Source organism: Salmonella sp. NW1250, assembly GCF_051812965.1.
Classification (GTDB): Bacteria; Pseudomonadota; Gammaproteobacteria; order Enterobacterales; family Enterobacteriaceae; genus Salmonella; species Salmonella enterica.
Genome location: NZ_JAMNDD010000004.1, coordinates 152,935 through 176,325 on the forward strand (window position 1 = coordinate 152,935; position 23,391 = coordinate 176,325).

General features: G+C 53.8%; 20 protein-coding genes. 6 read left to right on the plus strand and 14 right to left on the minus strand.

Annotation, left to right across the window (positions count from 1 at the left end):
- Window positions 1-122: 122 nt before the first annotated feature.
- On the plus strand, window positions 123-1,661 hold the full coding sequence (gene aldB / locus NBA72_RS08645; RefSeq protein ID WP_000183988.1) for an aldehyde dehydrogenase AldB: 1,539 nt from the start codon (window positions 123-125) through the stop codon (window positions 1,659-1,661).
- A 285-nt stretch (window positions 1,662-1,946) separates the two neighbouring features.
- Here the strand turns inward: aldB and NBA72_RS08650 are convergent, their stop codons facing one another.
- Window positions 1,947-3,902 carry a glycoside hydrolase family 127 protein gene (locus NBA72_RS08650; RefSeq protein WP_023245585.1) on the minus strand — a complete coding sequence of 652 codons (1,956 nt, stop codon included), beginning with the start codon at window positions 3,900-3,902 and terminating at the stop codon, window positions 1,947-1,949.
- A gap of 263 nt (window positions 3,903-4,165) precedes the next feature.
- Between NBA72_RS08650 and NBA72_RS08655 the strand changes: the two genes are divergently transcribed.
- Window positions 4,166-4,981: an AraC family transcriptional regulator gene (locus tag NBA72_RS08655; RefSeq protein WP_042948527.1), complete on the plus strand. Its 816-nt coding sequence runs from the start codon at window positions 4,166-4,168 to the stop codon at window positions 4,979-4,981.
- Between the two features lie 161 nt (window positions 4,982-5,142).
- On the opposite strand, the gene araD is transcribed toward NBA72_RS08655, so the two are convergent.
- The 10 genes from araD to yiaK all read right to left on the minus strand — a co-directional run bounded on the left by araD (window position 5,143) and on the right by yiaK (window position 14,164).
- Window positions 5,143-5,838 (minus strand): L-ribulose-5-phosphate 4-epimerase, encoded by a 696-nt coding sequence (gene araD, locus NBA72_RS08660; protein ID WP_042948526.1) that lies wholly within the window; start codon window positions 5,836-5,838, stop codon window positions 5,143-5,145.
- The gene (locus tag NBA72_RS08665; RefSeq protein WP_042948525.1) at window positions 5,832-6,692 is read right to left on the minus strand and encodes an L-ribulose-5-phosphate 3-epimerase; all 861 of its coding nucleotides are present in this window, start codon (window positions 6,690-6,692) and stop codon (window positions 5,832-5,834) included. Before NBA72_RS08665 ends, araD begins: the two co-directional genes overlap by 7 nt.
- Window positions 6,685-7,347, minus strand: coding sequence for a 3-keto-L-gulonate-6-phosphate decarboxylase UlaD (ulaD, locus tag NBA72_RS08670; protein ID WP_000089527.1), 663 nt, complete (start codon window positions 7,345-7,347; stop codon window positions 6,685-6,687). The genes NBA72_RS08665 and ulaD overlap by 8 nt, the downstream gene beginning before the upstream one ends.
- On the minus strand, window positions 7,344-8,840 hold the full coding sequence (locus NBA72_RS08675; protein ID WP_042948523.1) for an FGGY-family carbohydrate kinase: 1,497 nt from the start codon (window positions 8,838-8,840) through the stop codon (window positions 7,344-7,346). The genes ulaD and NBA72_RS08675 overlap by 4 nt, the downstream gene beginning before the upstream one ends.
- Window positions 8,841-8,843: 3 nt before the next feature.
- A complete protein-coding gene (gene yiaO / locus NBA72_RS08680; protein WP_000766337.1) occupies window positions 8,844-9,830 on the minus strand; it encodes a 2,3-diketo-L-gulonate TRAP transporter substrate-binding protein YiaO in 987 nt (328 codons plus the stop codon).
- A gap of 11 nt (window positions 9,831-9,841) precedes the next feature.
- On the minus strand, window positions 9,842-11,119 hold the full coding sequence (gene yiaN / locus NBA72_RS08685) for a 2,3-diketo-L-gulonate TRAP transporter large permease YiaN (RefSeq protein WP_000301822.1): 1,278 nt from the start codon (window positions 11,117-11,119) through the stop codon (window positions 9,842-9,844).
- Between the two features lie 2 nt (window positions 11,120-11,121).
- On the minus strand, window positions 11,122-11,595 hold the full coding sequence (gene yiaM, locus NBA72_RS08690; protein WP_000832313.1) for a 2,3-diketo-L-gulonate TRAP transporter small permease YiaM: 474 nt from the start codon (window positions 11,593-11,595) through the stop codon (window positions 11,122-11,124).
- Window positions 11,596-11,733: 138 nt separating this feature from the next.
- On the minus strand, window positions 11,734-12,666 hold the full coding sequence (locus NBA72_RS08695) for a DUF4862 family protein (protein WP_042948521.1): 933 nt from the start codon (window positions 12,664-12,666) through the stop codon (window positions 11,734-11,736).
- 23 nt (window positions 12,667-12,689) lie between these two features.
- Window positions 12,690-13,154: a YhcH/YjgK/YiaL family protein gene (locus NBA72_RS08700; protein ID WP_020899368.1), complete on the minus strand. Its 465-nt coding sequence runs from the start codon at window positions 13,152-13,154 to the stop codon at window positions 12,690-12,692.
- Between the two features lie 11 nt (window positions 13,155-13,165).
- Complete coding sequence (gene yiaK / locus NBA72_RS08705) at window positions 13,166-14,164, minus strand: 3-dehydro-L-gulonate 2-dehydrogenase (protein WP_000861182.1); 999 nt, start codon at window positions 14,162-14,164, stop codon at window positions 13,166-13,168.
- A gap of 229 nt (window positions 14,165-14,393) precedes the next feature.
- Here yiaK and yiaJ point away from each other — a divergent pair, with 229 nt between their 5' ends.
- Together yiaJ and NBA72_RS08715 are read left to right on the plus strand one after the other, a co-directional pair.
- Window positions 14,394-15,194: an IclR family transcriptional regulator YiaJ gene (gene yiaJ, locus NBA72_RS08710; protein ID WP_000081338.1), complete on the plus strand. Its 801-nt coding sequence runs from the start codon at window positions 14,394-14,396 to the stop codon at window positions 15,192-15,194.
- Between the two features lie 116 nt (window positions 15,195-15,310).
- Window positions 15,311-15,784, plus strand: coding sequence for a 4Fe-4S dicluster domain-containing protein (locus NBA72_RS08715; protein WP_001078817.1), 474 nt, complete (start codon window positions 15,311-15,313; stop codon window positions 15,782-15,784).
- A gap of 36 nt (window positions 15,785-15,820) precedes the next feature.
- Here NBA72_RS08715 and avtA read toward each other — a convergent pair whose 3' ends face one another.
- Window positions 15,821-17,071 carry a valine--pyruvate transaminase gene (gene avtA / locus NBA72_RS08720; RefSeq protein WP_000144379.1) on the minus strand — a complete coding sequence of 417 codons (1,251 nt, stop codon included), beginning with the start codon at window positions 17,069-17,071 and terminating at the stop codon, window positions 15,821-15,823.
- A gap of 173 nt (window positions 17,072-17,244) precedes the next feature.
- Window positions 17,245-19,272, minus strand: a complete 2,028-nt coding sequence (locus tag NBA72_RS08725) for an alpha-amylase (protein WP_042948519.1) — start codon at window positions 19,270-19,272, stop codon at window positions 17,245-17,247.
- Window positions 19,273-19,587: 315 nt separating this feature from the next.
- Here NBA72_RS08725 and NBA72_RS08730 point away from each other — a divergent pair, with 315 nt between their 5' ends.
- The gene (locus NBA72_RS08730) at window positions 19,588-20,412 is read left to right on the plus strand and encodes a protein bax (protein WP_001575119.1); all 825 of its coding nucleotides are present in this window, start codon (window positions 19,588-19,590) and stop codon (window positions 20,410-20,412) included.
- A 60-nt stretch (window positions 20,413-20,472) separates the two neighbouring features.
- Here NBA72_RS08730 and xylR read toward each other — a convergent pair whose 3' ends face one another.
- Window positions 20,473-21,651: a D-xylose utilization transcriptional activator XylR gene (gene xylR / locus NBA72_RS08735; protein ID WP_000459824.1), complete on the minus strand. Its 1,179-nt coding sequence runs from the start codon at window positions 21,649-21,651 to the stop codon at window positions 20,473-20,475.
- A 362-nt stretch (window positions 21,652-22,013) separates the two neighbouring features.
- Between xylR and xylA the strand changes: the two genes are divergently transcribed.
- The gene (gene xylA / locus NBA72_RS08740; RefSeq protein WP_001149561.1) at window positions 22,014-23,336 is read left to right on the plus strand and encodes a xylose isomerase; all 1,323 of its coding nucleotides are present in this window, start codon (window positions 22,014-22,016) and stop codon (window positions 23,334-23,336) included.
- The last annotated feature ends 55 nt before the right edge of the window (window positions 23,337-23,391 follow it).

The following is a 23,391-nucleotide window of genomic DNA, read 5'->3' on the forward strand; positions in this document are numbered from 1 at the left end:
CCAGACGGAGAAACGTAAAGGAAAGTAATTCGTGATTGCTGTCGTAAAGCGGAAAACCATTGGCGAAAAATTCACCAGTACCGTCTACCCTTGTGGAGTACCTTTACAATAAGGAGTTGGTCATGACGAACAATCCCCCTTCAACACGTATTCAGCCAGGTGAATACGGGTACCCACTGAAATTAAAAGCCCGCTATGACAATTTTATTGGCGGTGACTGGGTTGCGCCCGCCGACGGCGAATATTATCAAAACCTGACGCCAGTGACCGGCCAGCCGCTATGTGAAGTCGCTTCCTCCGGTAAAAAAGATATCGATTTAGCGCTCGACGCCGCGCATAAGGCGAAAGATAAGTGGGCGCATACGTCAGTACAAGACCGTGCCGCTATCTTGTTTAAGATCGCCGATCGGATGGAACAAAACCTCGAACTGTTGGCGACAGCGGAAACCTGGGATAACGGTAAACCGATTCGTGAAACCAGCGCCGCCGACGTACCGCTGGCGATCGATCATTTCCGCTATTTCGCCTCCTGTATACGTGCGCAGGAGGGCGGGATCAGCGAAGTTGATAGCGAAACCGTGGCCTACCATTTTCACGAACCGCTTGGCGTCGTGGGACAGATAATCCCGTGGAACTTTCCGTTGTTGATGGCAAGCTGGAAAATGGCGCCAGCGCTGGCGGCGGGTAACTGCGTAGTGCTTAAACCGGCACGCCTGACGCCGCTTTCCGTTCTGCTGTTGATGGAAGTCATTGGCGATCTGTTACCGCCGGGCGTCGTCAACGTCGTGAACGGCGCGGGCGGCGAGATCGGCGAATATCTGGCGACCTCGAAACGTATCGCGAAGGTGGCGTTTACCGGTTCGACGGAAGTGGGTCAACAGATCATGCAGTACGCCACGCAGAATATTATTCCAGTGACGCTGGAGTTAGGCGGCAAGTCGCCCAATATCTTCTTCGCCGACGTGATGGATGAGGAAGATGCGTTCTTTGATAAAGCGCTGGAGGGATTTGCCCTGTTTGCCTTTAACCAGGGCGAGGTGTGTACCTGTCCAAGCCGTGCGCTGGTCCAGGAGTCCATCTATGAGCGCTTTATGGAGCGCGCTATTCGCCGGGTAGAGAGCATTCGCAGCGGGAACCCGCTAGATAGCGGTACACAGATGGGGGCGCAGGTCTCCCACGGCCAGCTTGAGACTATCCTCAATTATATCGATATCGGTAAAAAAGAGGGGGCCGATATTCTGACCGGTGGGCGACGCAAGGAACTGGATGGCGAACTTAAAGAGGGCTATTACCTTGAGCCTACCATTCTGTTTGGTAAGAATAATATGCGCGTCTTTCAGGAGGAGATCTTTGGCCCGGTGCTGGCGGTAACCACCTTTAAAACCATGGAGGAGGCGCTGGAAATCGCTAACGATACCCAATACGGCCTAGGCGCTGGCGTCTGGAGCCGCAACGGCAATCTGGCCTATAAGATGGGGCGCGGCATTCAGGCCGGGCGCGTATGGACCAACTGCTATCACGCCTATCCGGCACATGCGGCGTTCGGCGGCTATAAGCAGTCGGGCATCGGGCGCGAAACGCATAAGATGATGCTGGAACACTACCAGCAAACCAAGTGCCTGCTGGTGAGCTATTCCGATAAGCCGCTGGGGCTGTTCTGACGCAAGAGGTAATGCCCGATGGCGCTGCGCTTATCGGGCCTACCGCATTGATATCAGCCTGGTGGTAATGTCTGATGGCACTTCGCTTATCGGGCCTACCGCGTTGATATTAGCCTGGTGGTAATGTCTGATGGCACTTCGCTTATCGGGCCTACCGCGTTGATATTAGCCTGGTGGTCATGTCCGATGGCGCTTCGCTTATCAGGCCTACAAAAATTCATCGCAATATACTGATATTGCAAATCTTGTAGGCCGGATAAGGCGCAGCCGCCATCCGGCACAGTATTACCGCTCGTTAACCCAAATCCGCATTTCGCCCTCGCCACGGTTGGCCCAGCTAAACCACGGAATGAACGTTAGCGTCTGCGGCTGGCGCGATGACGGCGCGTTATCGTAGTGCCACAACGCCTGATGCTGCGCATCTGGGGCGCTTTGCTTCTCGCCTTCAGCCTGAATCAGCATCTTATGCGCAAAAAGCCCTTTGCCCTCAAAGACCCGGAACTCACTCTCTTTCGGTAGCCACAGATTATGCAGTTCTTCGCCGTTATCGGCCTGCTCAAGGCAATAGACCAGCGGCCCGCGCTGAATGGCAACCTTACCGGCGACGTGACGCGCCAGCGGATTGCCATACACGCGGCGAACCGGCATCGGCAGCGTCAGGGTTATCGTATCGCCCTCCTGCCAGGTCCGACGGATATGCAGATAACCTTTGCGAATATCCTGCTCCACTTCCAGCCCGTTGAGCGTCACTTTTGCCTCAGGGCACCAGTCCGGCAGACGTAGCGCCAGCGTGTGACGTACCGGCTGCACAGAGTCGATGGCAATCTTCACCTGCTCATGCCACGGGTAGTTCCCGCTGATTCGCAGTTTGAGCGCGCCATTTTCAACCGGTATTTCCATGCTGTTACCCACGTACATATTGATGTACAGCGCATCCGCACGCGGCGTGTAGATGTAGTGACCAAGGGAGGTGAGCACGCGGGCGATGTTCGGCGGGCAGCAGGCGCAGCCAAACCAGCGCTGGCGAATGGGCTTAACGTGATCGTAAATATGGTTGAATTTTAACGATTTTGGATGCACTTCCAGCGGGTTGACGTAGAAGAAATGCTTGCCATCCAGCGCCATACCGCCGAGGACGGTGTTGTACAGCGCGCGCTCCATCACGTCGGCGTACTGGCTATCGGCTTCCATTTCCAGCATCCGGCGGGCGAACATCATCAGGCCGATTGAAGCGCAGCTTTCCGCATAGACCGAATCATTCGGTAAATCGTAATCGCTGCTAAAGGCTTCGCCACTGCTCTGTGAACCGATGCCTCCGGTGATATACAGCTGACGCTGCGCCATATTTTTCCACAGGCGCAGGCAGTCCTGGCGTTTGCCTTCATCGTTGCTCAGGCGAGCGAGATGCGCCACGCCGGTCATCAGATAGACAAAACGTACCGCGTGACCAATGGCCGTCTGCTGCTGCGAAATTGGCAGATGCGCCTGGCTGTAGGCTTTGTCTTTGACCATCCACGCCGGGCCGTAGGTATGCCAGTAAGAGGTTTGGCCGCGTTTTTCGTACTCTTCGTCGTAGAAGTGCGGTTGGGCGCCGCGCTGCCCGATAAAGTAGCTTGCCAGCGTCATATAGCGCGGCTGCTCTGTTACCTCATACAGACGCATCAGCGCCAGCTCAATTTCCGGGTGGCCCGGATAGCCGTGCAGCTGATTTTCGCCAGGGCCGAAAGTGCTGTCGATATGATCGGCCAGGCGACAAACGACGTCTAGCAGCCGACGCTTGCCGGTGGCCTGAAAGAAGGCGACGCCCGCTTCAATCAGGTGCCCGGCGCAATAAAGCTCGTGGCACTCCGCCAGGTTGCTCCAGCGTTCTTGCGGGGCTTTTGCCGTAAAGTACGTATTGAGATAGCCATCGTCACACTGCGCGGCGGCCACCAGTTCAATCACCTCATCGGCGGTTTTCTCAAGCGCGGGATCGGGCTTCTGGCACAGTGACCAGGCAACCGCTTCCAGCCATTTCGCAACGTCGCTGTCCTGAAAGACCATGCCGTAAAAGTCGCCCGTCTGCTGGCCTGCGGCAATGCGGAAATTCTCAATGGCATGGCTGGGTTCAGCCTCTGGAATACGATCGTTTAACGCATCCCACTGGTAAGGAATAACCACATCGCGAACCAGTTGTTGATACTGTCCGAGGAACGGATCGCTGACCGTCAGTTTATGCAGATCGACTTCCAGTACGTTCATTTCGTGCTCCTTAAGGTTGTAGAGGTCATAGATATTCCTCGCTGACGGAGTATTTTATGGCAGTAATTTTTATTTTCGCGTTATGACCTGATTCATTTTGCCCGGATAGCGGTGAGCGACAAGGCGATAAAAGAGTAAAAAAAGATGACGATTCCGACCCGTATTTAAAAATGTGAGATGGATCGAGTGAAATGACTATTTTTAGTTAATAATCAAAAGGTAATATGAAATACGGTGCTGAATGAGCGGGAAATGACATATTAATGCTCGAATTATCCATAACATTACCGATTAAAGTCCAAAACGGCGGATTATTTATTTCTCGCGGCATTGGGCGTCATCCTGCCAGGCGTCTGCAATCGTGGGAAATTATATTTGTGGAAAAAGGCTGCCTGAAAATTCAGGAAGAAGAATGTGTTTTCTGTGTCGACGCCGGGGAAAGCCTGTTGCTTTGGCCGCATCGCCGCCATATTGGCGTTGAGGAGTTTCCCGCCGATCTTAAATTTTACTGGCTCCATTTTGAGGTCAAAGCGCCGGACAGCGACCCGCGCTGGCTGACGCATCTTTCCGTGCCGCAGCATACCCAGGTTGCCGATCCGCAGGCGCTGATTGCGCTTTTTCGCCAGTTTATGAACGAGCAGGAAAAGCACCAGCGCAGCCCGGCGCTGGAGTTCATCGTGCTGCTGATTTTGCAGCAGCTCACCGTTGACGCCCGGCAGAATGAAAACGCCGAGGCCGCTGGCGTGTCGCTGGCCTGGAAAGTACAGCAGCTGATTCGAACGCACTATCACCTGCCGCTTTCCAGCGCGGTTCTGGCGAAAGAACTGCATTGCAATGTGGATTATCTGGGACGCGTTTATCGGCGGGTATTTCACCTTACGCTAACGGAAGCCATCCACCGCCAGCGGGTGCGCGAGGCGGAAAAGTTGCTGATTAGCGACGCGCGTTCGTTAAAAGAGGTGGCGGAGCGGTGCGGTTTTAATGACGTTGGTTACTTTCGCCAGATCTTCCGCAAGCACACCGGCCTGACGCCTACCGCCTGGAAGCGACGCTACAGTAAGGAACACGTTAATTCTTGAGTATAATCTTTGGCCCTCTGACAACGCGGTTGCAAACTGAATGCGCCGATGGCGCTTTGCTTATCGGGCCTACAAGAGTTCATCACAACGTATTGATATTGCAAATCTTGTAGGTCGGATAAGGCGCAGCCGCCATCCGACACAGGCTGTGGCTGCCGGCATTACTGCCCGTAATAGGCATTCGCGCCGTGTTTACGCAGATAGTGTTTATCGAGCAGTTCAGGCTGCATATCCGGCAACTGCGGGGCCAGCTGGCGCGAGAACAGCCCCATATAGGCGCACTCCTCAAGCACCACGGCGTTGTGGACGGCATCGGCGGCATTTTTACCCCAGGCAAACGGGCCGTGCGAATGAACCAATACCGCCGGGATTTGCGCCGGATCCAGACCGCGCTCTTCAAAGGTTTTAATAATCACCTCGCCGGTCTGATACTCGTACTCGCCGTTAATTTCCTCAACGGTCATCAGTCGGGTACAGGGGATTGCGCCATAGAAATAGTCGGCGTGGGTGGTGCCCCAGGCGGGCAGATCGAGCCCGGCCTGCGACCAGATCGTCGCATGGCGGGAATGGGTATGCACGATCCCACCGATCTGTGGATAGCGGCGATAGAGCGCCAGATGGGTCGCGGTATCGGACGACGGTTTTTTGTTGCCTTCAACGACCTTACCGCTGGCGATCTCTACCACCACCATATCGTTGGCGGTCATCACCTCATATTCGACGCCGGAAGGCTTAATGACCATCAGCTTGCGCGTCTCATCGACCGCGCTGACGTTGCCCCAGGTAAAGGTGACCAGCCCGTGCGCCGGAAGCGCCAGGTTGGCCGCCAGCACCTCGGCTTTCAGTTGCTCTAACATGTGAAACCTCCTTCCTGCATCCGTGATTCAATCCAGCGGCGGGCCTGGATAATTTCCAGCACCGGCTCACTGGCTTTCTCTGTCCACATCTCAATCAGAAATGAACCGCGATAATTCAGCTCATGCAGCGTTTTGAAGATGCCAACAAAATCAACGCATCCTTCGCCAAACGGCACGTCGCGGAACTGGCCGGGGCTGTCACCGGTCACCGGCAGCGTGTCTTTCAGGTGGATAGCGGCGATACGGTTGATACCCAGCTTCAGCTCGGCGGTCACGTCGTTCCCCCAGGCGCTGAGGTTGCCGACGTCCGGGTAGACGGTGAACCACGGTGACGAAAGCATCTCGTCCCACTTTTTCCACTTGCTGATGGAGTTCATAAACGCGGTATCCATGATCTCCACCGCCAGCATCACCTGCGCAGCCGCAGCCTGTTCTACCGCCCACGCCAGCCCTTCGGCGAAACGTTGCCGGGTGCCTTCGTCGTGCTCTTCGTAATAGACGTCGTAACCCGCCAACTGGATGGTGCGGATCCCCAGATCGCGCGCCAGACGGATGGCTTTGGTCATGATTTCACGCGCCCGCTCGCGTACCACTTCGTCGCGGCTGCCAAAAGGGAATCGACGATGGGCGGAGAGGCACATCGACGGGATGGCGACGCCGCTTTCCAGCATCGCGCTCACCAGCGATGCGCGTTGGGCTGGTGCCCACTCCAGGCGTGAGAGACGTTCGTCGGTTTCATCCACTGACATCTCAACAAAATCAAAACCGCAGCTTTTTGCCAGCACCAGCCGCTCCGGCCAACTGAGGTCTTTCGCCAGCGCTTTCTCGTAAATACCTAATGGATGATTACGCATGCTTTTCTCCCCAAATGGCGTCAATTTGGGCGTGGAATTCGGCGGCGACCTGCGCCGGATGGGCGGCACCTGCCAGCGCACGTCCGGCGATAAATGCCTTAACGTTAATGTCGCGGAACAGCGGCAGATCCGCTGGGGTAATGCCACCGGTAATTGACAGCTCAAGGCCGATGTCGGACAACGCCTTCATACGCGCCAGATCCGCTTCGCCCCACTGCTGCCCGCTGGCCTGCGCATCGCGTCCGCGGTGGTAAATCGCCTGACGCACGCCGGTGCGGTACCAGTCTCGGGCGTCGTCCAGCGTCCAGTTGCCGAACAGCTCCATTTGAATTTCACCGCCACAGGACTGGGCGACGGCATGGCCTTTCTCGACGGTCGCGAGCGGCGCGGCGCAGATGATAGTCATCCAGTTAGCGCCAGCGCCAAAAGCCTGCTGCGCCAGGGTTTCACCGGCATCGGCCACTTTCCAGTCGGCGACGATGATTTTTTCCGGGCACTGCGCTCGCAGGGCTTTCACCGCGCTAAGGCCTTCGGTTAAACAAAGGATGGTTCCGGCCTCAACGATATCGACATGATCCTGTAGCAGGGCGACATCGCGTTGGGCTGCTTCCAGACTGGTATGGTCGAGCGCCAGTTGCAGTAATGGTCGGCTCATAATGCGTGCTCCTTAATACGGGCGTGATAGCCCTGTAGTGCGGTAATCAAATCCTGGTATTGGCGGTATTTGCGCTGGTAGAGGGCGTGCGCGGTCATGTCCGGCAGCAGCGTGCGCACCGGGTGCCGGAGGTCGCGTTGGGCATCGCTGAAATCGCGATAAACGCCGGTGCCGACGCGGGCAGCCAGCGCCGCGCCGAAGCAGCCGGTCTCCTCCACCTGCGGCAGCTCAATGCGTAAACCGCTGACGTCCGCCAGCATCTGCATCCAGACGTCGGAGTGGGCCGGGCCGCCGGTAACGCGCAGGGCGCAAACGTCGGTAAAACGTTCACGCATGCGGTTGAGGTGGGTCATATGGCTGAAGACCACGCCTTCATAAATCGCCTGCAGCAGGTGCGCGCGGGTGTGCAGCGCCTGCATGCCGTAAAAACCGCAGGTCATCTCCAGTCCGGCATTGCTGCCGTAGAGAAACGGCAGAAAAAAGAGGTCGCTACCGGCTTTCGGCAGGCTGGCGACCGCCTGGTTGATCTCGTCAAAAGAGAGGTCGCCCCACTGGGCGGTGAACCATTCAAGGTTGCCGGAAGAGGTCGGGCTGGCTTCGTGAACGATATACTGCCCGTCATTGACGTAGCGGCCATAGACGTAAGGGTGGGCCTCATGGTCGCGCAGACCGTGAGCGATGCCGCTGGTGACGGCCCAGGTACCCATCACCGCATTGAGGGTCGATTCATCCTCAATACCGGCGCAAAGGGCGGTGGAAACCACATCAAACAGGCCGCCGACGACGGGGGTACCCGCCGCCAGACCGGTTATGGCGGCCGCCTGAGCGGTGATCTCCCCGCATATTTCTGCTGAACCCACCACGGGGGGCAGCGCGCTGTCGATTTCACTGATGCCCAGCCACTCGGTCAGACGCGGGTCGTACTGGCCCGTCGCCATGTTGTAGAGGTTGGACTCGGAGATGTTGCTCTCCTCACAGCCTTTCACGCCGGTTAAGCACCAGCGCAGATAGTCATGCGTCATCATGACGCAGCCTATCTGCGCGTAGCGCTGCGGCTCATTCTCTTTTACCCAGCGTAAAAGGGAGACTGGATGCCCGGTCCACAGGGTTTGCCGGGTCAGCGGGTAGAGTTTTTGCGGAACCGCTTCTTTTTTCCAGCGCTGGACAATTTCCATGGCGCGACGGTCGGAAGAGAGTATCGCTTTACCTAATGGCCGATCGCTTTTATCTAACAGAAACAGGCCCTTTCCTTGGGCTGAAATACCCAGACCACGGATTTGTGAACCGTTCACCCCCGTGTGCGCCAGCAGTTTGCTGATGACCGAGGCGCACTGTTGCCACAGCTCGGTCATATCGCGTTCAACCCAGCCTGGCTGCGGGCTTAAAGCGTGCAGCGGCAGGCGTTGCACCGCTACTTCCCGGCCTGCGCCATCGTACAACCCGGCTTTTAGCCAACTCCCACCACAATCTAACCCCAGCCAGTAGTTGCTCATGACTTATTGCACCTCGTCCACGGCTTTCAGGAGATCGGCGCCCTGCGGGTTGTCTTTCAGGAACATATCGCGCACCTGGCTGCCCAGCGCATCGCTGAAGGCTTTACGGTCGATGTCGGTCAGGACTTCAACTCCGGCTTCTTTCATGCCATCGATAATTTTTTGCTGATCTTCGGCGACCAGTTTGCGCTGATAGTCACCCGCTTCTTTGGCGGAACTCAGCAGTGCCTCCTGGAACTGCGGGCTTAAAGCGTCGAATTTGGCTTTATTGATCACCAGCAGCAGAGGCGAATAGGCGTGATGAGTGAGGGAGAGATATTTCTGTACCTCATAGAATTTCGCTGACCACACGACGTTGATAGGGTGTTCCTGGGCATCAATCGTACGGGTTTCGAGGCCGGTATAGACTTCGGAGAACGGCATCGGAATAGGGTTCGCGCCGAAGATTTTAAAGGCCGCGATATTCATTGGGCTGTTGTTAGTGCGGATTTTTAAGCCTTTCAAATCGCCCGGCGTTTTTACCGGCGCGCGGGAGTTGGTGACGTCGCGCCAGCCGTTTTCCCAGTAGGCGAGGACTTTTAACCCTTTTGAATCGAGTGATTTTTTCAGTTCATCGCCGACTTTGCCGTCGAGCGTTTTATGCGCATGCGCGGTATCGCGAAACAGGAAGGGGACATCAAGTAAGTTGAATACAGGGGCCAGGCCGGTGAAATTGTTCGAACCGGACATTTCCATATCAATGGTTCCGCCGCGCACCCCGCTGATCATTGCCTGGGCGTTACCTAATGTGCTGTCAGGAAAGAGTTTTAGCGTTAATTCGCCGTTAGTTTTTTCTTTTAATAGTTCGTTAAATTTTTTCGCGGCAATATGTTGGGAGTCAGTTTGCGGTGTTTCATAACCAAAACGTAAAGATTGCGCCGCCAGAGACGACACGCTGAAAACCGTCAGACCAGCTATCAATAATGAACGAGCAATAACGTGTAATTTCATAATATTATCCTTTAATTAATCCATTTAAGCGGTGTGATAATTAGCTCGGGAATAAAAATAAATAAAACCAGCAGCGACATCAGTACGACAACGTAAGGGAATACGCCTCTTACCGCGTCATCAAATTTCAATTTTGCTACCCCGGAAATAACGTTGAGGACGTTGCCAACGGGCGGTGTGATTAATCCAATAGAGCAGTTAATAATGAACATGACGCCGAAATAAATCGGATCAATATTGGCTTCTTTAACTAATGGCAATAATACAGGGGTAAGAATTAACACCGTTGGCGTTAAATCCATCACCATACCGACGACCATAATTGAGATCATAATGACGATAAATAAGAGTCGCGGAGAGTCGACCAGCGGCTGCAGCAAATCTGACACCATCATGGGTAATTCCGCGATCGTAATCAGCCAGGCGGATACCTGGGCCGCGGCCACCAGAAACATGACGACTGACGTCGTTTTGGCGGCATTGACCAGCACGTGGTAGAGACTGGAAAACGTTAATTCCCGATAGATAACCACGGCGACAAAGAGGGCGTAAAAGGCGGCAACCGCCCCTGCCTCCGTTGGCGTGAAAAGTCCGGAACGGAAGCCGCCGATAATAATCACCGGTAAAAACAGCGCCCAGATACCTGAAACCAATGATTGCCAGATTTCACGCGGTGTTGCTTTAGGCTGAGAAGGGAGATTTAATCGCCCGGCCTGCCACCACCAGGTGAGCATAAGCGCCGCGCCCATCATGATGCCCGGTGCGATCCCGGCCATAAACAGCTTGCTGATCGACAAGCCGCTGGAAACGCCGAAGATAATAAAAGGAATCGAGGGCGGAATAATTGGCGCAATGATCCCGCCGGAAGCGATTAACCCAACGGAGCGGTTGATCGGATAGTTTGCGGAGCGCATCATCGGCACCAGCAGCGCGGCGACCGCAGCGGTATCTGCTACCGCAGAGCCGGAAAGGCTGGCCATAATCATTGCCGCAATAACGCCCACGTAGCCCAGGCCGCCGGGCTTATGGCCGACCAGCTTCATCGGCAGGTCGACGATTCGCTTTGACAGGCCGCCCGCGTTCATGATTTCACCGGCCAAAACAAAAAAGGGAATGGCCAGCAGGGAGAAGCTGTCCGCGCCGTTAACCAAAGTTTGCGCCATAATCTGCACGTCAAACATATCCAGGTATGCCATCAGAGCAGCGCCGCAAAGCAGCAGCGACCAGGCGATGGGTAAACCTATCGCGATCCCGCCGAGCAGGCAGCAGAGAAATATCACCACGGCCATGATTAGGCTCCTTGCTGTGGTTGTTGAAAGGAATCGTTACGCGTTATTAAGTGATAAAGCCGACGCAGCTCGATTAACGCGATGGCAACGCTTGTGGGCAGACAGGCGATATACATCAGGCCGATCGGTAAACCGAGGATTGGCGAGTGATCGCTCCAGTCCTGCAACGCTTTTTGCAGGCTGCCCCAGCCTAATGCGATGCATAACAATAAAATCAGTGAATGCGTCAGCAGCGAGAGACGACGCTGATTCGCTGGCGAAAGTTTTTCCACCACAAAAGTGACCTGAACGTGAGCGTTATCCATAAATGCAACGATGGCGCCAATAAACGTCAGCCATACAAATAGATAACGTGATAGTTCATCTACCGACAAAATACTGCTCTCAAAACCGTAACGTAAAATAACGTTAATAAATACAATGCAGGAAAGTACGGCAATTAATACCGCAAGTATGCCCTCAAGTACCCGCTTCATAACGACTCCATCAGGTTATAGAAACTTATCTCTTTCGATGCTGAATAGTGGAACTTAATTTCTTATGTTTGGTTTTTATTAGGTCGGCGCAACGTTGAGTTGCAGGCCGAGAATTAAGGTGATGATGTTTAATTCAGGTTAGCGGCGTGTGGCCTTTTTCATTATGTTAATACCATCGCGTAATATATTTATGCGGTGATTAATATCGGCGCTGGCATTGATTTCCAACAATTTAATACCGGTAAACTGCAACAGTTCGGGAGCTGCGGCGGTAATCAGTTCTTGAACATGTTTCTCCGTCATCAGGCTTTGTGGACAGAAAGGTGCAAACGGAGCATGGAGGTCCTGCCATTCGCCGTATTCTCCATCCAGCGTTGTACCGGAGAACATCAGCGCCCCGAGTTTTCCAGCCTGTTTGGCCTGCTGCGTGTGGAGCAGTGGTAGAGAGGTATCCCGCCCTTCAATAGCCGAGCGCGCCCAGTTAATACAGACGCTTATGTCATAGTCGGCAATAGTTTCCAGTACGTTTACCAACGGTAAGAATCCTTTGCGCGGTGCGGGGCCGGTCATCGCGTCGCAGTGTTCAAGCACCAGGTCGCAGGACCAGTCCCAGTTGGCAATCTCTTTTAATGAGCGCGCAAAGGCGTCGGTTGCCTGCGCCACGTTCGGATTGCCCGCCAGAGGAGCGGCATGAAGCTCAAGGGCTATGACTTTGCCGGTATTGTTCCCATTGATTTTATTGATCTTCTGATAAAGATGACGGTAGTATTCCACGCAGGCTTTACGCTGTTCCTCGTCACTGGACGCTAATCCAAAACCGCCGTTTTCGCTACGGCGGCGCATGGTTTCCATTATCGCGGTGACCACGATTTGCCAGTTTCCCGGTGTATGGCGCAATAACCACTCGTCGCCGAGCGGGTGAAGATGTTCAAGACAAGGCTGCTCCAGCCCCCGGATATCCGGAGTATCAGAGAGTTGCCGCCAGAATTCCGTCTCTTCCTCTTCACTCTTCTGGTGAAATGAGGGTGCACAAGGGTACGCACCGATAATATAACCGGTATTATTTTTCATTTTGTGCTCCAGTAAACTCTATTTTATAAAACGTCTATGGCGACTTTTACGACTATTTTCCGTATCGGCGTAGCAATGCTTTTATTACAACCTGGACGATGAACATCCTGCGGGAAAAACAGGGCATAACTTCCCGGTATCATTTCAATGAATGATTCATGTTCACTGTCGTGATAAAAAATAATATCGCGCTGTTCTAATAATGACTCGCTGATTTGATTATTGCCGGTATCAATGGCAACCCCAATTTTCTCTTCACCCCATGCCAGAAACTGAATATCCAGATAGCGGCGATGGACTTCCGGACGATTTTCAGCAGCATCACGGGTGGTCATATCGATAATCTGCGCGAAGATATTTTTGCCGTCGATTTCCACTACGCCGGGTTCGAGCGTGCGAAAGTCCGTAGTACGCAGGAAATCGAGCGCCTGCTCTATGGCCGACGGTAACCGGCACGGATTAGGCTGCGCGATATGTCCAAAAATCATGATGTGGCTCCTTACAGCGCCTGAATTTTGGCCCAGACGCTGTCGTCAATGGTGATACCGTGACGGCGGTTGTCATCCAGCAGTTTGGTAAATTCGTGGCCGGGCAGCCGAATCGCGACGTTGTCGTCGGCGCGTTCAGCGGTGGTGATGAAATCCATAATCCGCTGCAGTTTGGCATCGCGGGTTGCGCCATCGATCAGCTTATCCACTTCTATGGCGATGAAAATCTGCGAGACGCCATATTCATCGCTGTTTTCCTGTGTCACTTCGGCAACGGAAGAGCCGTTGGAAAGCAGGGTGGCAATCATGTCCAGCACAATCGACAGACCAGATCCTTTCCAGTAACCCATTGGTAAAATGCGGCGATTTTTCTCGATCACGCCCGGTTCTTTGGTCAACTGACCGTTATCGTCGAAACCGCCGTCCACCGGCAGTTCGCGGCCCGCCAGACGGTTAACTTCTAACATCCCGTAGGAGAACATCGACATCGACATATCTACCATCGTGATCGGCGTAGACGGGATGGCGACGATCAGCGGATTGGTACCGATACGGCACTCTTTCGCGCCCCACGGCGGCATGACGGCGATGGAGTTGGTCCAGCAAATGCCGATATAGCCTTTTTCCGCCGCCTGCCAGCCGTAGCTGCCGCCGCGCATCCAGTGGTTAGCATTACGTAACGCCACCAGGCCAATACCATGATCGGAAGCCAGCTCGATGGCCCGGTCCATCATCTTTTTCGCCGTCAGGTTGCCGATAGCGCGCTGAGCATCCCACTGTTCGATGGCGCCGAGGCTGGTAACCCGCTGCGGTTTAGCATCAGGAATAATGTCGCCGTTATCCAGCTGCTGGATGAAGCGGGGAAAGCGGTTCACGCCGTGGGAATAGACACCGGACTCAGTGGTGCGAGCGAACATTTCCGCGCAGGCATCGGCGGTATCTTCCGCAATATTCCGCGACCGCAAGACGCGGTAGAAGGCCCCTTTTAACTCTTCGAAAGCTACTTTCATCCCTGTTCTCCTGGTCGATTGTTAGAAATTTTAGTATGTTTTTTTGTCGATAAATTTCATAATACGAAATGCAGTTCCAAATATATAGATCAAAAATTGACATGGCAACGCCAGAGAAGGTTTTTAAAAACGATTAAAATCATTGGGTTATGTTTTTTATGCTGATATCGTGAACTGCAACACACTTTGAGCTACCATCTGATCGCCCAAGAAAGGAGAGAGTTTTCTGATGAGCCAGAACAACGATAAAGAGAAGCCTGCGGGGAGTCAGAGCCTGTTTCGTGGCCTGATGTTGATAGAAATTTTGAGTAACTACCCGAACGGTTGCCCACTGGCGCACCTGTCGGAGCTGGCGGGGTTGAACAAGAGTACCGTCCATCGTTTGTTGCAGGGGCTTCAATCCTGCGGATACGTGACGCCAGCGCCGGCGGCCGGAAGCTACCGTCTGACGACAAAGTTTATTGCCGTCGGCCAAAAAGCCCTGTCATCGCTGAATATCATCCACGTTGCGGCACCGCACCTTGAGGCGCTCAACCTGGCCACCGGCGAGACGGTGAATTTTTCCAGCCGTGAAGATGATCACGCTATCCTGATTTATAAGCTGGAACCGACCACCGGTATGCTGCGCACGCGTGCCTACATTGGCCAGCATATGCCGCTGTACTGCTCGGCGATGGGGAAAATTTATATGGCGTTTGGTCAGCCGGATTATGTGGCGTCTTACTGGGAAAGCCATAAAGATCAGATCCAGCCGCTGACTCGCAACACCATTACCGATTTACCAGCAATGTACGATGAGCTGGCGCAAATTCGTGAAACCAGCATGGCGATGGACCGCGAAGAAAATGAACTGGGCGTCTCCTGTATTGCTGTGCCTGTGTTTGATATTCACCATCGAGTGCCTTACGCCATTTCTATTTCACTGTCGACGTCACGGCTAAAACAGATCGGCGAGAAAAATCTGCTCAAACCGTTGCGTGAAACCGCACAGGCTATCTCTAATGAGCTGGGATTTACCGTTCGCGAATAAGACAGCTCGCCAGGTTTTATCAGGCATCTGACAAAATTTGTCCGTTTGCGTAGTGGGATCAAAGCGGCGGGGAATGGCTCTCTGGCATTCTGGCGTTTTAACGCAGGGGGAGAACAATGAACCGGTTTATTATGGCGGATGCGTCGGCGTGTATCGGGTGTCGTACCTGCGAGGTCGCCTGCGTAGTGTCGCACCAGGAACAGCAGAATAGCGCGGCGGTGACGACGGCGGACTTTGTGCCGCGTATCCGGGTGATAAAAGAGGATAGCTTCACCACGGCCACGGTCTGCCATCAGTGTGAGGACGCGCCGTGCGCGAATGTCTGCCCGGTACAGGCGATTCGCCGTGATCGGGGGCATATCTTCGTGACGCCATCGCGCTGCATTGGTTGTAAAAGCTGTATGCTGGCTTGCCCATTTGGTGCGATGACCGTGGTGGCGTCCGCGTCAGGCGCGCAGGCGATTAAATGCGATCTTTGCTGGCATCGGGAAGCGGGGCCGGCGTGCGTGGAAGCCTGCCCGACCAGTGCGTTACAGTGCGTTGACGCAGCACACGTGCAGCGCCAGCGCCTCTATTCTCAACCTTTCTGAATGTCGTTCCGGCCTGCATGATGGCCGGAATAGCCGTCAGCCTTCACGCCAGGCGCGTTCAATCTCTTCTGCCAGAATTTTTACGCCCGCCTCGATTTTATCCGGTTCAGGCACGTAGTTCATCCGCATACACTGGTGTGTGTGCGGCCAGGGTTTATCCAGCCCGGGAAAGAAATAGTGGCCCGGCACCATCAGCACGCCGCGCGCTTTCAAGCGTTGATAGAGTAGCTCGGTGGTAATCGGCAGATCTTTAAACCACAGCCACAAAAATATTGCGCCTTCCGGTTTATGAATCAGGCAGCGTTCTTCGGATAAATAGCGACGAATGATCGCGATAGTCTGTTGAACGCGCTGATAGTAGAAAGGTTTGATAACCGTTTCCGACAGCCGCAGCAGATCGTTACGCTTAATCATTTCGCACATCATCGCCGGACCCATGCCGCCGGGCGCAAGGCTGATGATGCCGTTCATGTTGGCAATGGCGGAAATCGTCTTATCATTGGCGATGATAATCCCGCAGCGGGAACCGGGCAGCCCCAGCTTCGAGAGGCTCATGCATAGGATAATATTGGGGTTCCACAGCGGGCGCGCCTCGCTAAAGATAATGCCCGGAAACGGTACGCCGTAAGCGTTATCAATCACCAGTGGGATGTTGTGCTGATTCGCCAGTCTGTCCAGCTTCATCAGCTCTTCGTCGGTGATAACGTTACCGGTTGGGTTGGTCGGGCGCGAGACGCAAATCATCCCCGTTTCTTCGCCGATGTGCAGATGCTCAAAATCGACGTGATACTTAAACTGGCCTTCCGGCAGCAGTTCAATATTCGGGCGCGCCGAAACGAAGAGGTCGTCTTCCAGACCGGAATCCGCATAGCCGATGTATTCCGGCGCAAGCGGGAATAGTACCTTTTTCGTACTGCCGTCGGCGCGACGTCCGGCGAAGAGATTAAATAAGTAGAAAAACGCGCTCTGACTGCCATTTGTCAGCGCAATATTCTGTGGTTCGATATCCCATCCCAGCGTTTCACGTAGCAGTACGGCCAGTGCATTCAGTAGCGCCGTTTTTCCCTGGGGACCGTCATAATTACAAAGCGCATCAGCGGCTTTGCCGCTTTCTACCATATCTGTCAGTAGCGTCTGGAAATAATCCTGCATTGCAGGGATGTGTGCCGGGTTACCGCCGCCAAGCATGATGGCGCCTGGCGTGCGTAAGCCGTCGTTGAGATCCTCCATCAGGCGGGTAATGCCTGAATGGCGGGTAAATTTATCGCCGAAAAGTGAAAATGTCATAACGGGTGATCTATCGAACTGTCTGTCAAAGTGGATAACCATAACGCTACAAATGGCGGGGCGCAAATGGGGGTCAGGCGGTAGTGTTGATGTTTTATGCTACAAATTTTTATCAGGTTAGTTTTTTATTTTGAAGGGGCTACCGGTACGCGAGGAGACCGGTAGCGCCACGATTAGCGGCGGCCCGCCCAGACGACCATCACCGTATCGTCGCCGTACTGGCGTACAAAACCGTACCCGTGTTTTAGCGTCAACGTGGTTTGTTGGCCTGCGCCGATGGCGGGATGTCTGGCGCGGAACTGGCTAATACGCTGCCAGTGCGCGACGGCTGCGGCTGACTTTCCGCTCACGTCCTGCCAGTTCATATCTGAACGGGTGCCTTGCAGCGGGTCGGAGCCGGTGGGGCCGAAGGGACGAGCGGATTCATCGCCGTAAAAGATCTGCACCGCGCCCGGCGAAAGCAGCAGCAGTTCCGCCGCCTTATCACCGCCCTCACGGAAAAGGCGCGTATCATGCGAGGAGAGGTAACTTAATACGTTGAAATCCTGCATTTTATCCGCCATCTGCTGCCAGACTGGCCCCATTTCCGCCAGGCAATCGACCGCTTTCGCCGCCTGCTCCTGATAATCAAAATTGATCATCGCGTCGAAACCATAGCGATAATAATCACTTTTCATGACGCCGTGGCCCCACGCTTCGCCAGTCATCCAGAACGGACTATCATCCAGCGCTTTGTCCGGATTGGCCTGCTTCCATTCATGTAACGCCGCGCTGGCCTGGGTTTTTAGCTGTTGCCAGGCAGGAAGCTCAACGTTTTTGGCGGTATCGACCCGGAACCCGTCAATGCCGTAATCATGCACCCACTGGCTTAACCAGTGAGTCAGATAATCCCGTGGCGTATAGCCTTCAATGAACTTTGCTTTAGTATCGGGTTTGTTGGCATAGAACGCGGGTAGGCCGGAAGGCGTGGCAGATTCCGTTTTTATATCCGGCAGGAAGGCCAGCGACAGGGTTAAATCGTCAAATCCCGGACTGTCGTAGTCGCCAATATCGGTACGAATCCACTTTTTCCCCCACCATTTTTCCCAGGCGGCGCTGTCGCTGAAGTTGATGTAGTCGTTAAAGCTGTGCCAGCTTTGTCCGGCGGCGGGTCGCCAGTTTGTCCAGCGATCGCCGAGAATTTTTTGCCGTTCCGCGCCGGATAAATAGAGCGTGCCAAACTGATACTCCTGCATATCCTCCAGCGTAGCGTAACCGGCATGATTCATTACTACGTCAAATAAAATACGGATGCCGCGCTGGTGCGCGCCGTCGACCAGCGCGCGGAGATCGGCTTCGTTGCCCATATTGGCATCCAGCGTCGTCCAGTCCTGAGTGTAATAGCCGTGATAGGCGTAATGAGGAAAATCGCCTTTTGCTCCGCCGCCGACCCAGCCGTGGATCTGTTCAAACGGCGAGCTTATCCACAAGGCGTTCACGCCTAATTGCTGTAGATAGTCCAGTTGACTCGTCAACCCGCGTAAATCGCCGCCGTGGAAAGTGCCAATCTCTTGCATACCATCCTTATGGCGACCATAGCTGTGGTCGTTGGTTGGCTCGCCATTGCGAAAGCGATCCGTAAGCACAAAATAAACGGTGGCGTTGCGCCAGTTAAAAGGCGCTGATGCATGGGTTTCCGCGCGCTCCAGCAATAAAAGCCCGTGGCTGTCGGCAGGTTGCAGCGTGATTTGCCCGTTTTGGACGGTATCGGTTTGACCACTGTAATAATCGCGCACTACCTTTCCTTCCGGAAAGGTCTGGCGAACATCCAGCGTGAGCGGCGAACCATCCCAGACGGGACACTGACGGGCGAGCTGCGCGGTGCGTTCAGGTTCAGTTTTTATCGATAACAACAGGGTCGGCGTACCGGAGCGGGTATCTACCGTTATCGTATAGTCGCCATCTTTAAACAAACGCCATTGCGGCGGCGCGCCTTCGCAAGGTTTTAACGACAACATTTGGTTGAGTTTTATGGCGCCGGAGGGCTGCCAGCACTGCTGGTCAATATGGAGCGTTAACGCGCGTGTACCTTTTGTTAATGCAGCATGGCTGGTAAAGCGCCCGGTTTCCTGCGTCGAGAACGTCGGAAAACCGGGCGAGGTCCATGATGAGGCGATCGCGATACCGGGTATCAGCGTCAGAGCGAAGGCGGCAAGTTTCATCACGCTATCCTTTGTGGGCAATATTCATCAGCTTGCCTGGTTTTTAGGCGAATGAACTCCTCCTCAGCAGAGAGTCGCGCAGGAGGAGGCGCGAGGGTGAGCGACGAGGCGCAAAAAAACGCCTCTATTTGCGATAAGCACCACATTTTATTGGCATTATTGCTGCCTGTTATCGTTAATAGTTGACATAGTTTCGGATTAAGACTATTCCCTGAGGTGCTTTTTAAGCCTATTTTTGCTAGAATTTGGGGTTCAAACCTTAACTTCGTGAAAAATAAAAGGTGTTGGAATGTATCAATCCGACCAGGAGACCTAATGATATTGACTCCCATGCGACGATATGGGGCAATGATTCTTATGTTACTCACCATCGCATTTTCGGGTGAGGTGCTGGCAAAGACGCACGCAACACAAACGAGTCAAAAGTCCCACATAACTGAGACAAGTTATAAACAGGTTAGCAGTAAACAAGAGTATTCTCGCAATAGTGCAAAGAGCAGTTCACTTCCTGATTTGCGAAAATACCCTTCCGGAACCCCCAGAAAAAAAGCGTTTCTCCGGACCGTTATGCCTTACATCACCAGCCAAAATGCCGCGATTACCGCGGACCGTAATTGGCTGATCTCAAAACAGTACCAGAACCGCTGGTCGCCGTCTGAACGCGCGCGTATGAAAGATATCGCGAAGCGCTATAAAGTGAGCTGGTCCGGCAACACGCGTCGTATTCCGTGGAATACGTTGCTGGAGCGCGTCGACATTATCCCAACCAGCATGGTGGCGACGATGGCGGCGGCGGAAAGCGGCTGGGGAACCTCTAAACTGGCGCGTAGCAACAACAACCTGTTCGGCATGAAGTGTACGAAAGGGCGTTGTACCAATACGCCGGGTAAGGTGAAAGGTTACTCGCAATTCGCGTCGGTTGAGGAGTCGGTGAGCGCGTATGTCGCCAACCTGAACACGCATCCGGCTTATTCCTCTTTCCGCAAGTCGCGCGCCCAACTGCGTAAGGCGGATCAGGAAGTCACCGCCACGGCGATGATTCATAAGCTGAAGGGTTACTCTACCCAGGGGTCGCGCTATAACAACTACTTGTTCGCGATGTACCAGGACAACCAGCGTCTGATCGCCGCGCATATGTAATTCTGTGTGCCGGATGGCGCTACGCTATCCGGCTTACAAGGCGTCTGTAGGCTGGATAAACTACAACAACGCTTCACTATGCTGGTCGCGATACTCCTTAGGCGTAGTGACGTACTCCTTTTTAAACACCGAATAGAAATATTGCAGCGACGGGTAGCCGCACATTTGCGAAATTTCGTTTATCGCCAACGTGGTAGAAATCAACAAACTACGCGCTTTTTCCAGCTTTTCGGCGTGGATCAGCGCATGTATCGTCTCGCCAACTTCTTCCTTAAAACGTTTTTCCAGGTTTGAACGTGAAATCCCAACCGCGTCCAGCACCTGCTCGACTTTAATGCCCTTACAGGCATGGTTACGAATAAAGTGCATCGCCTGGATAACCGCCGGATCGGTCAGGGAGCGATAGTCTGTCGAGCGGCGCGCAATGACGCGCACCGGCGGCACCAGAATGCGCTGTAAAGGCATCTCTTCGCGCGCCAGCAAACGGTGCAGCAGCTTCGCCGCCTGATAACCCATTTGCCGCGCCCCCTGCGCGACGGAGGAAAGCGCCACGCGTGACAGATAACGGGTTAACTCTTCGTTATCAATACCGATAACGCAAAGTTTTTCCGGCACCGGAATATGCAGGTGTTCACAGGCCTGCAATACGTGACGGGCGCGGGCATCCGTTACGGCAATGATGCCGGTTTGCGGCGGCAGCGTCTGAAGCCAGTCGGCGAGGCGATTTTGCGCGTGCTGCCAGTTTTCCGGCGCGGTTTCCAGCCCCTGATAGACTACGCCGCGGTATTTTTCCTCGGCGACCAGCTGGCGAAAGGCGTATTCCCGTTCCGCCGCCCAATGTTTGCGGCTGGAGTCGGGCAAACCGTAAAACGCGAAGCGGTTAACGCCTTTTTCTTTTAAATGCAGGAAAGCGCTTTCAACGAGCGCATGATTATCGGTGGCGATGTAATGAACGGCGGGATAATTTTCAGCAAGATGGTAAGAACCGCCGACCCCGACAATGGGTACGTCGACATCGGCTAATAATTGCGCGATATCGTCATCATCGTAATCGGCAATAACGCCGTCGCCTAACCACTCTTTAATGTTATCGATACGGGCACGGAAATCTTCCTCAATAAATATATCCCATTCGGATTGCGAGGCTTGTAAATATTCACCCACCCCCTCCACTACCTGACGGTCATAGGCTTTATTCGCGTTAAATAACAGAGTGATACGGTGACGTTTATCAAACATGAGGATATATCCTGCAAAAGTGAACCTGGACTCATGGATACTATCAAAACGGCTGACATAACGGTCTGGCGAATGATGACAAATTATTTTGCGCCTGAAACGTTATGCGAAATTCATCACAGCAAACGGCGGATGACAATTGTCATTTCTTATCTATATATTACGGTTTTTTGTTTATTTGCCAGGATTCGATCGCGATCGCTTTTTTCTTCTGTGGTTTTCAGCGTTTTTTTGAGAGCCAGAGCACATTTGGGGATTCTCTTAATAGCGGTGTGAAATAACGTAATTGAGCAATAAATCAGGAAATTCCAGTATGACGTTATGTCGTTTACTTGCCGTCTTATCTGATTATGGAGCTCACTATGCAGGCTTATTTTGACCAACTCGATCGTGTTCGCTATGAAGGCCCTCAATCGACTAACCCGCTGGCATTTCGTCATTACAATCCCGACGAGCTGGTTTTAGGTAAACGTATGGAAGATCACCTGCGTTTCGCGGCCTGTTACTGGCATACCTTCTGCTGGAACGGCGCGGATATGTTTGGTGTAGGCGCGTTTAATCGTCCGTGGCAGCAACCGGGCGAAGCGCTGGAGCTGGCGAAACGCAAAGCGGACGTGGCGTTTGAATTTTTCCACAAACTGAATGTGCCTTTTTATTGCTTCCATGACGTGGATGTGTCGCCGGAAGGCGCGTCGTTGAAAGAATATAAAAACAACTTCGCGCAGATGGTGGATGTGCTGGCGGCGAAACAGGAGCAGAGCGGCGTAAAACTGCTGTGGGGAACGGCGAACTGCTTTACCAACCCGCGCTATGGCGCAGGCGCCGCCACTAACCCGGACCCGGAAGTCTTTAGCTGGGCAGCGACGCAAGTGGTTACGGCAATGAACGCCACGCATAAACTGGGCGGCGAAAATTACGTGCTGTGGGGCGGGCGCGAAGGTTATGAAACGTTGCTGAATACCGATCTGCGCCAGGAACGCGAACAGATTGGCCGCTTTATGCAAATGGTGGTCGAGCACAAACATAAAATGGGCTTCCAGGGCACGCTGCTGATTGAACCGAAACCGCAGGAACCGACAAAACATCAGTATGATTATGACGTTGCAACGGTCTATGGCTTCCTCAAACAGTTCGGCCTGGAAAAAGAGATCAAAGTGAACATTGAGGCGAACCACGCGACGCTGGCGGGCCATTCGTTCCACCATGAAATCGCGACCGCTATCGCGCTGGGTATTTTTGGCTCCGTTGACGCCAACCGCGGCGATGCGCAACTGGGCTGGGATACCGATCAGTTCCCGATTAGCGTTGAAGAGAACGCGCTGGTGATGTACGAAATCCTGAAAGCGGGCGGATTCACGACGGGCGGTCTCAACTTCGACGCCAAAGTTCGTCGCCAGAGCACCGATAAATACGATCTGTTCTACGGTCATATCGGCGCGATGGATACGATGGCGTTGTCGCTGAAAATCGCCGCGCGTATGGTTGAAGACGGCGAGCTGGATAAACGCGTGGCGAAGCGCTATGCCGGCTGGAATGGCGAGCTGGGGCAGCAGATTCTGAAAGGACAACTCTCCTTAGGCGAACTGGCGCAGTATGCGGAGCAGCATAATCTGGCGCCAGTACATCAAAGCGGTCATCAGGAGCTGTTAGAAAATCTGGTTAACCGTTATCTGTTTGATAAATAACCCTATCTACCGGGCGACTCCGCGTTAGCCCGGCCTGTAGTCGTGATTAGCCCGG

What these genes read in the sequence shown, in the direction of transcription:
- yiaJ (WP_000081338.1), top strand. Translation starts at nt 14,394, where the DNA reads ATGAGCCAGAACAACGATAAAGAGAAGCCTGCGGGGAGTCAGAGCCTG.
- NBA72_RS08730 (WP_001575119.1), top strand. Translation starts at nt 19,588, where the DNA reads ATGATATTGACTCCCATGCGACGATATGGGGCAATGATTCTTATGTTA.
- NBA72_RS08715 (WP_001078817.1), top strand. Translation starts at nt 15,311, where the DNA reads ATGAACCGGTTTATTATGGCGGATGCGTCGGCGTGTATCGGGTGTCGT.
- aldB (WP_000183988.1), top strand. Translation starts at nt 123, where the DNA reads ATGACGAACAATCCCCCTTCAACACGTATTCAGCCAGGTGAATACGGG.
- yiaK (WP_000861182.1), bottom strand. Translation starts at nt 14,164, where the DNA reads ATGAAAGTAGCTTTCGAAGAGTTAAAAGGGGCCTTCTACCGCGTCTTG.
- NBA72_RS08655 (WP_042948527.1), top strand. Translation starts at nt 4,166, where the DNA reads ATGCTCGAATTATCCATAACATTACCGATTAAAGTCCAAAACGGCGGA.
- yiaM (WP_000832313.1), bottom strand. Translation starts at nt 11,595, where the DNA reads ATGAAGCGGGTACTTGAGGGCATACTTGCGGTATTAATTGCCGTACTT.
- ulaD (WP_000089527.1), bottom strand. Translation starts at nt 7,347, where the DNA reads ATGAGCCGACCATTACTGCAACTGGCGCTCGACCATACCAGTCTGGAA.
- NBA72_RS08725 (WP_042948519.1), bottom strand. Translation starts at nt 19,272, where the DNA reads ATGAAACTTGCCGCCTTCGCTCTGACGCTGATACCCGGTATCGCGATC.
- NBA72_RS08650 (WP_023245585.1), bottom strand. Translation starts at nt 3,902, where the DNA reads ATGAACGTACTGGAAGTCGATCTGCATAAACTGACGGTCAGCGATCCG.
- xylA (WP_001149561.1), top strand. Translation starts at nt 22,014, where the DNA reads ATGCAGGCTTATTTTGACCAACTCGATCGTGTTCGCTATGAAGGCCCT.
- yiaO (WP_000766337.1), bottom strand. Translation starts at nt 9,830, where the DNA reads ATGAAATTACACGTTATTGCTCGTTCATTATTGATAGCTGGTCTGACG.
- NBA72_RS08675 (WP_042948523.1), bottom strand. Translation starts at nt 8,840, where the DNA reads ATGAGCAACTACTGGCTGGGGTTAGATTGTGGTGGGAGTTGGCTAAAA.
- yiaN (WP_000301822.1), bottom strand. Translation starts at nt 11,119, where the DNA reads ATGGCCGTGGTGATATTTCTCTGCTGCCTGCTCGGCGGGATCGCGATA.
- NBA72_RS08695 (WP_042948521.1), bottom strand. Translation starts at nt 12,666, where the DNA reads ATGAAAAATAATACCGGTTATATTATCGGTGCGTACCCTTGTGCACCC.
- NBA72_RS08700 (WP_020899368.1), bottom strand. Translation starts at nt 13,154, where the DNA reads ATGATTTTTGGACATATCGCGCAGCCTAATCCGTGCCGGTTACCGTCG.
- xylR (WP_000459824.1), bottom strand. Translation starts at nt 21,651, where the DNA reads ATGTTTGATAAACGTCACCGTATCACTCTGTTATTTAACGCGAATAAA.
- avtA (WP_000144379.1), bottom strand. Translation starts at nt 17,071, where the DNA reads ATGACATTTTCACTTTTCGGCGATAAATTTACCCGCCATTCAGGCATT.
- NBA72_RS08665 (WP_042948525.1), bottom strand. Translation starts at nt 6,692, where the DNA reads ATGCGTAATCATCCATTAGGTATTTACGAGAAAGCGCTGGCGAAAGAC.
- araD (WP_042948526.1), bottom strand. Translation starts at nt 5,838, where the DNA reads ATGTTAGAGCAACTGAAAGCCGAGGTGCTGGCGGCCAACCTGGCGCTT.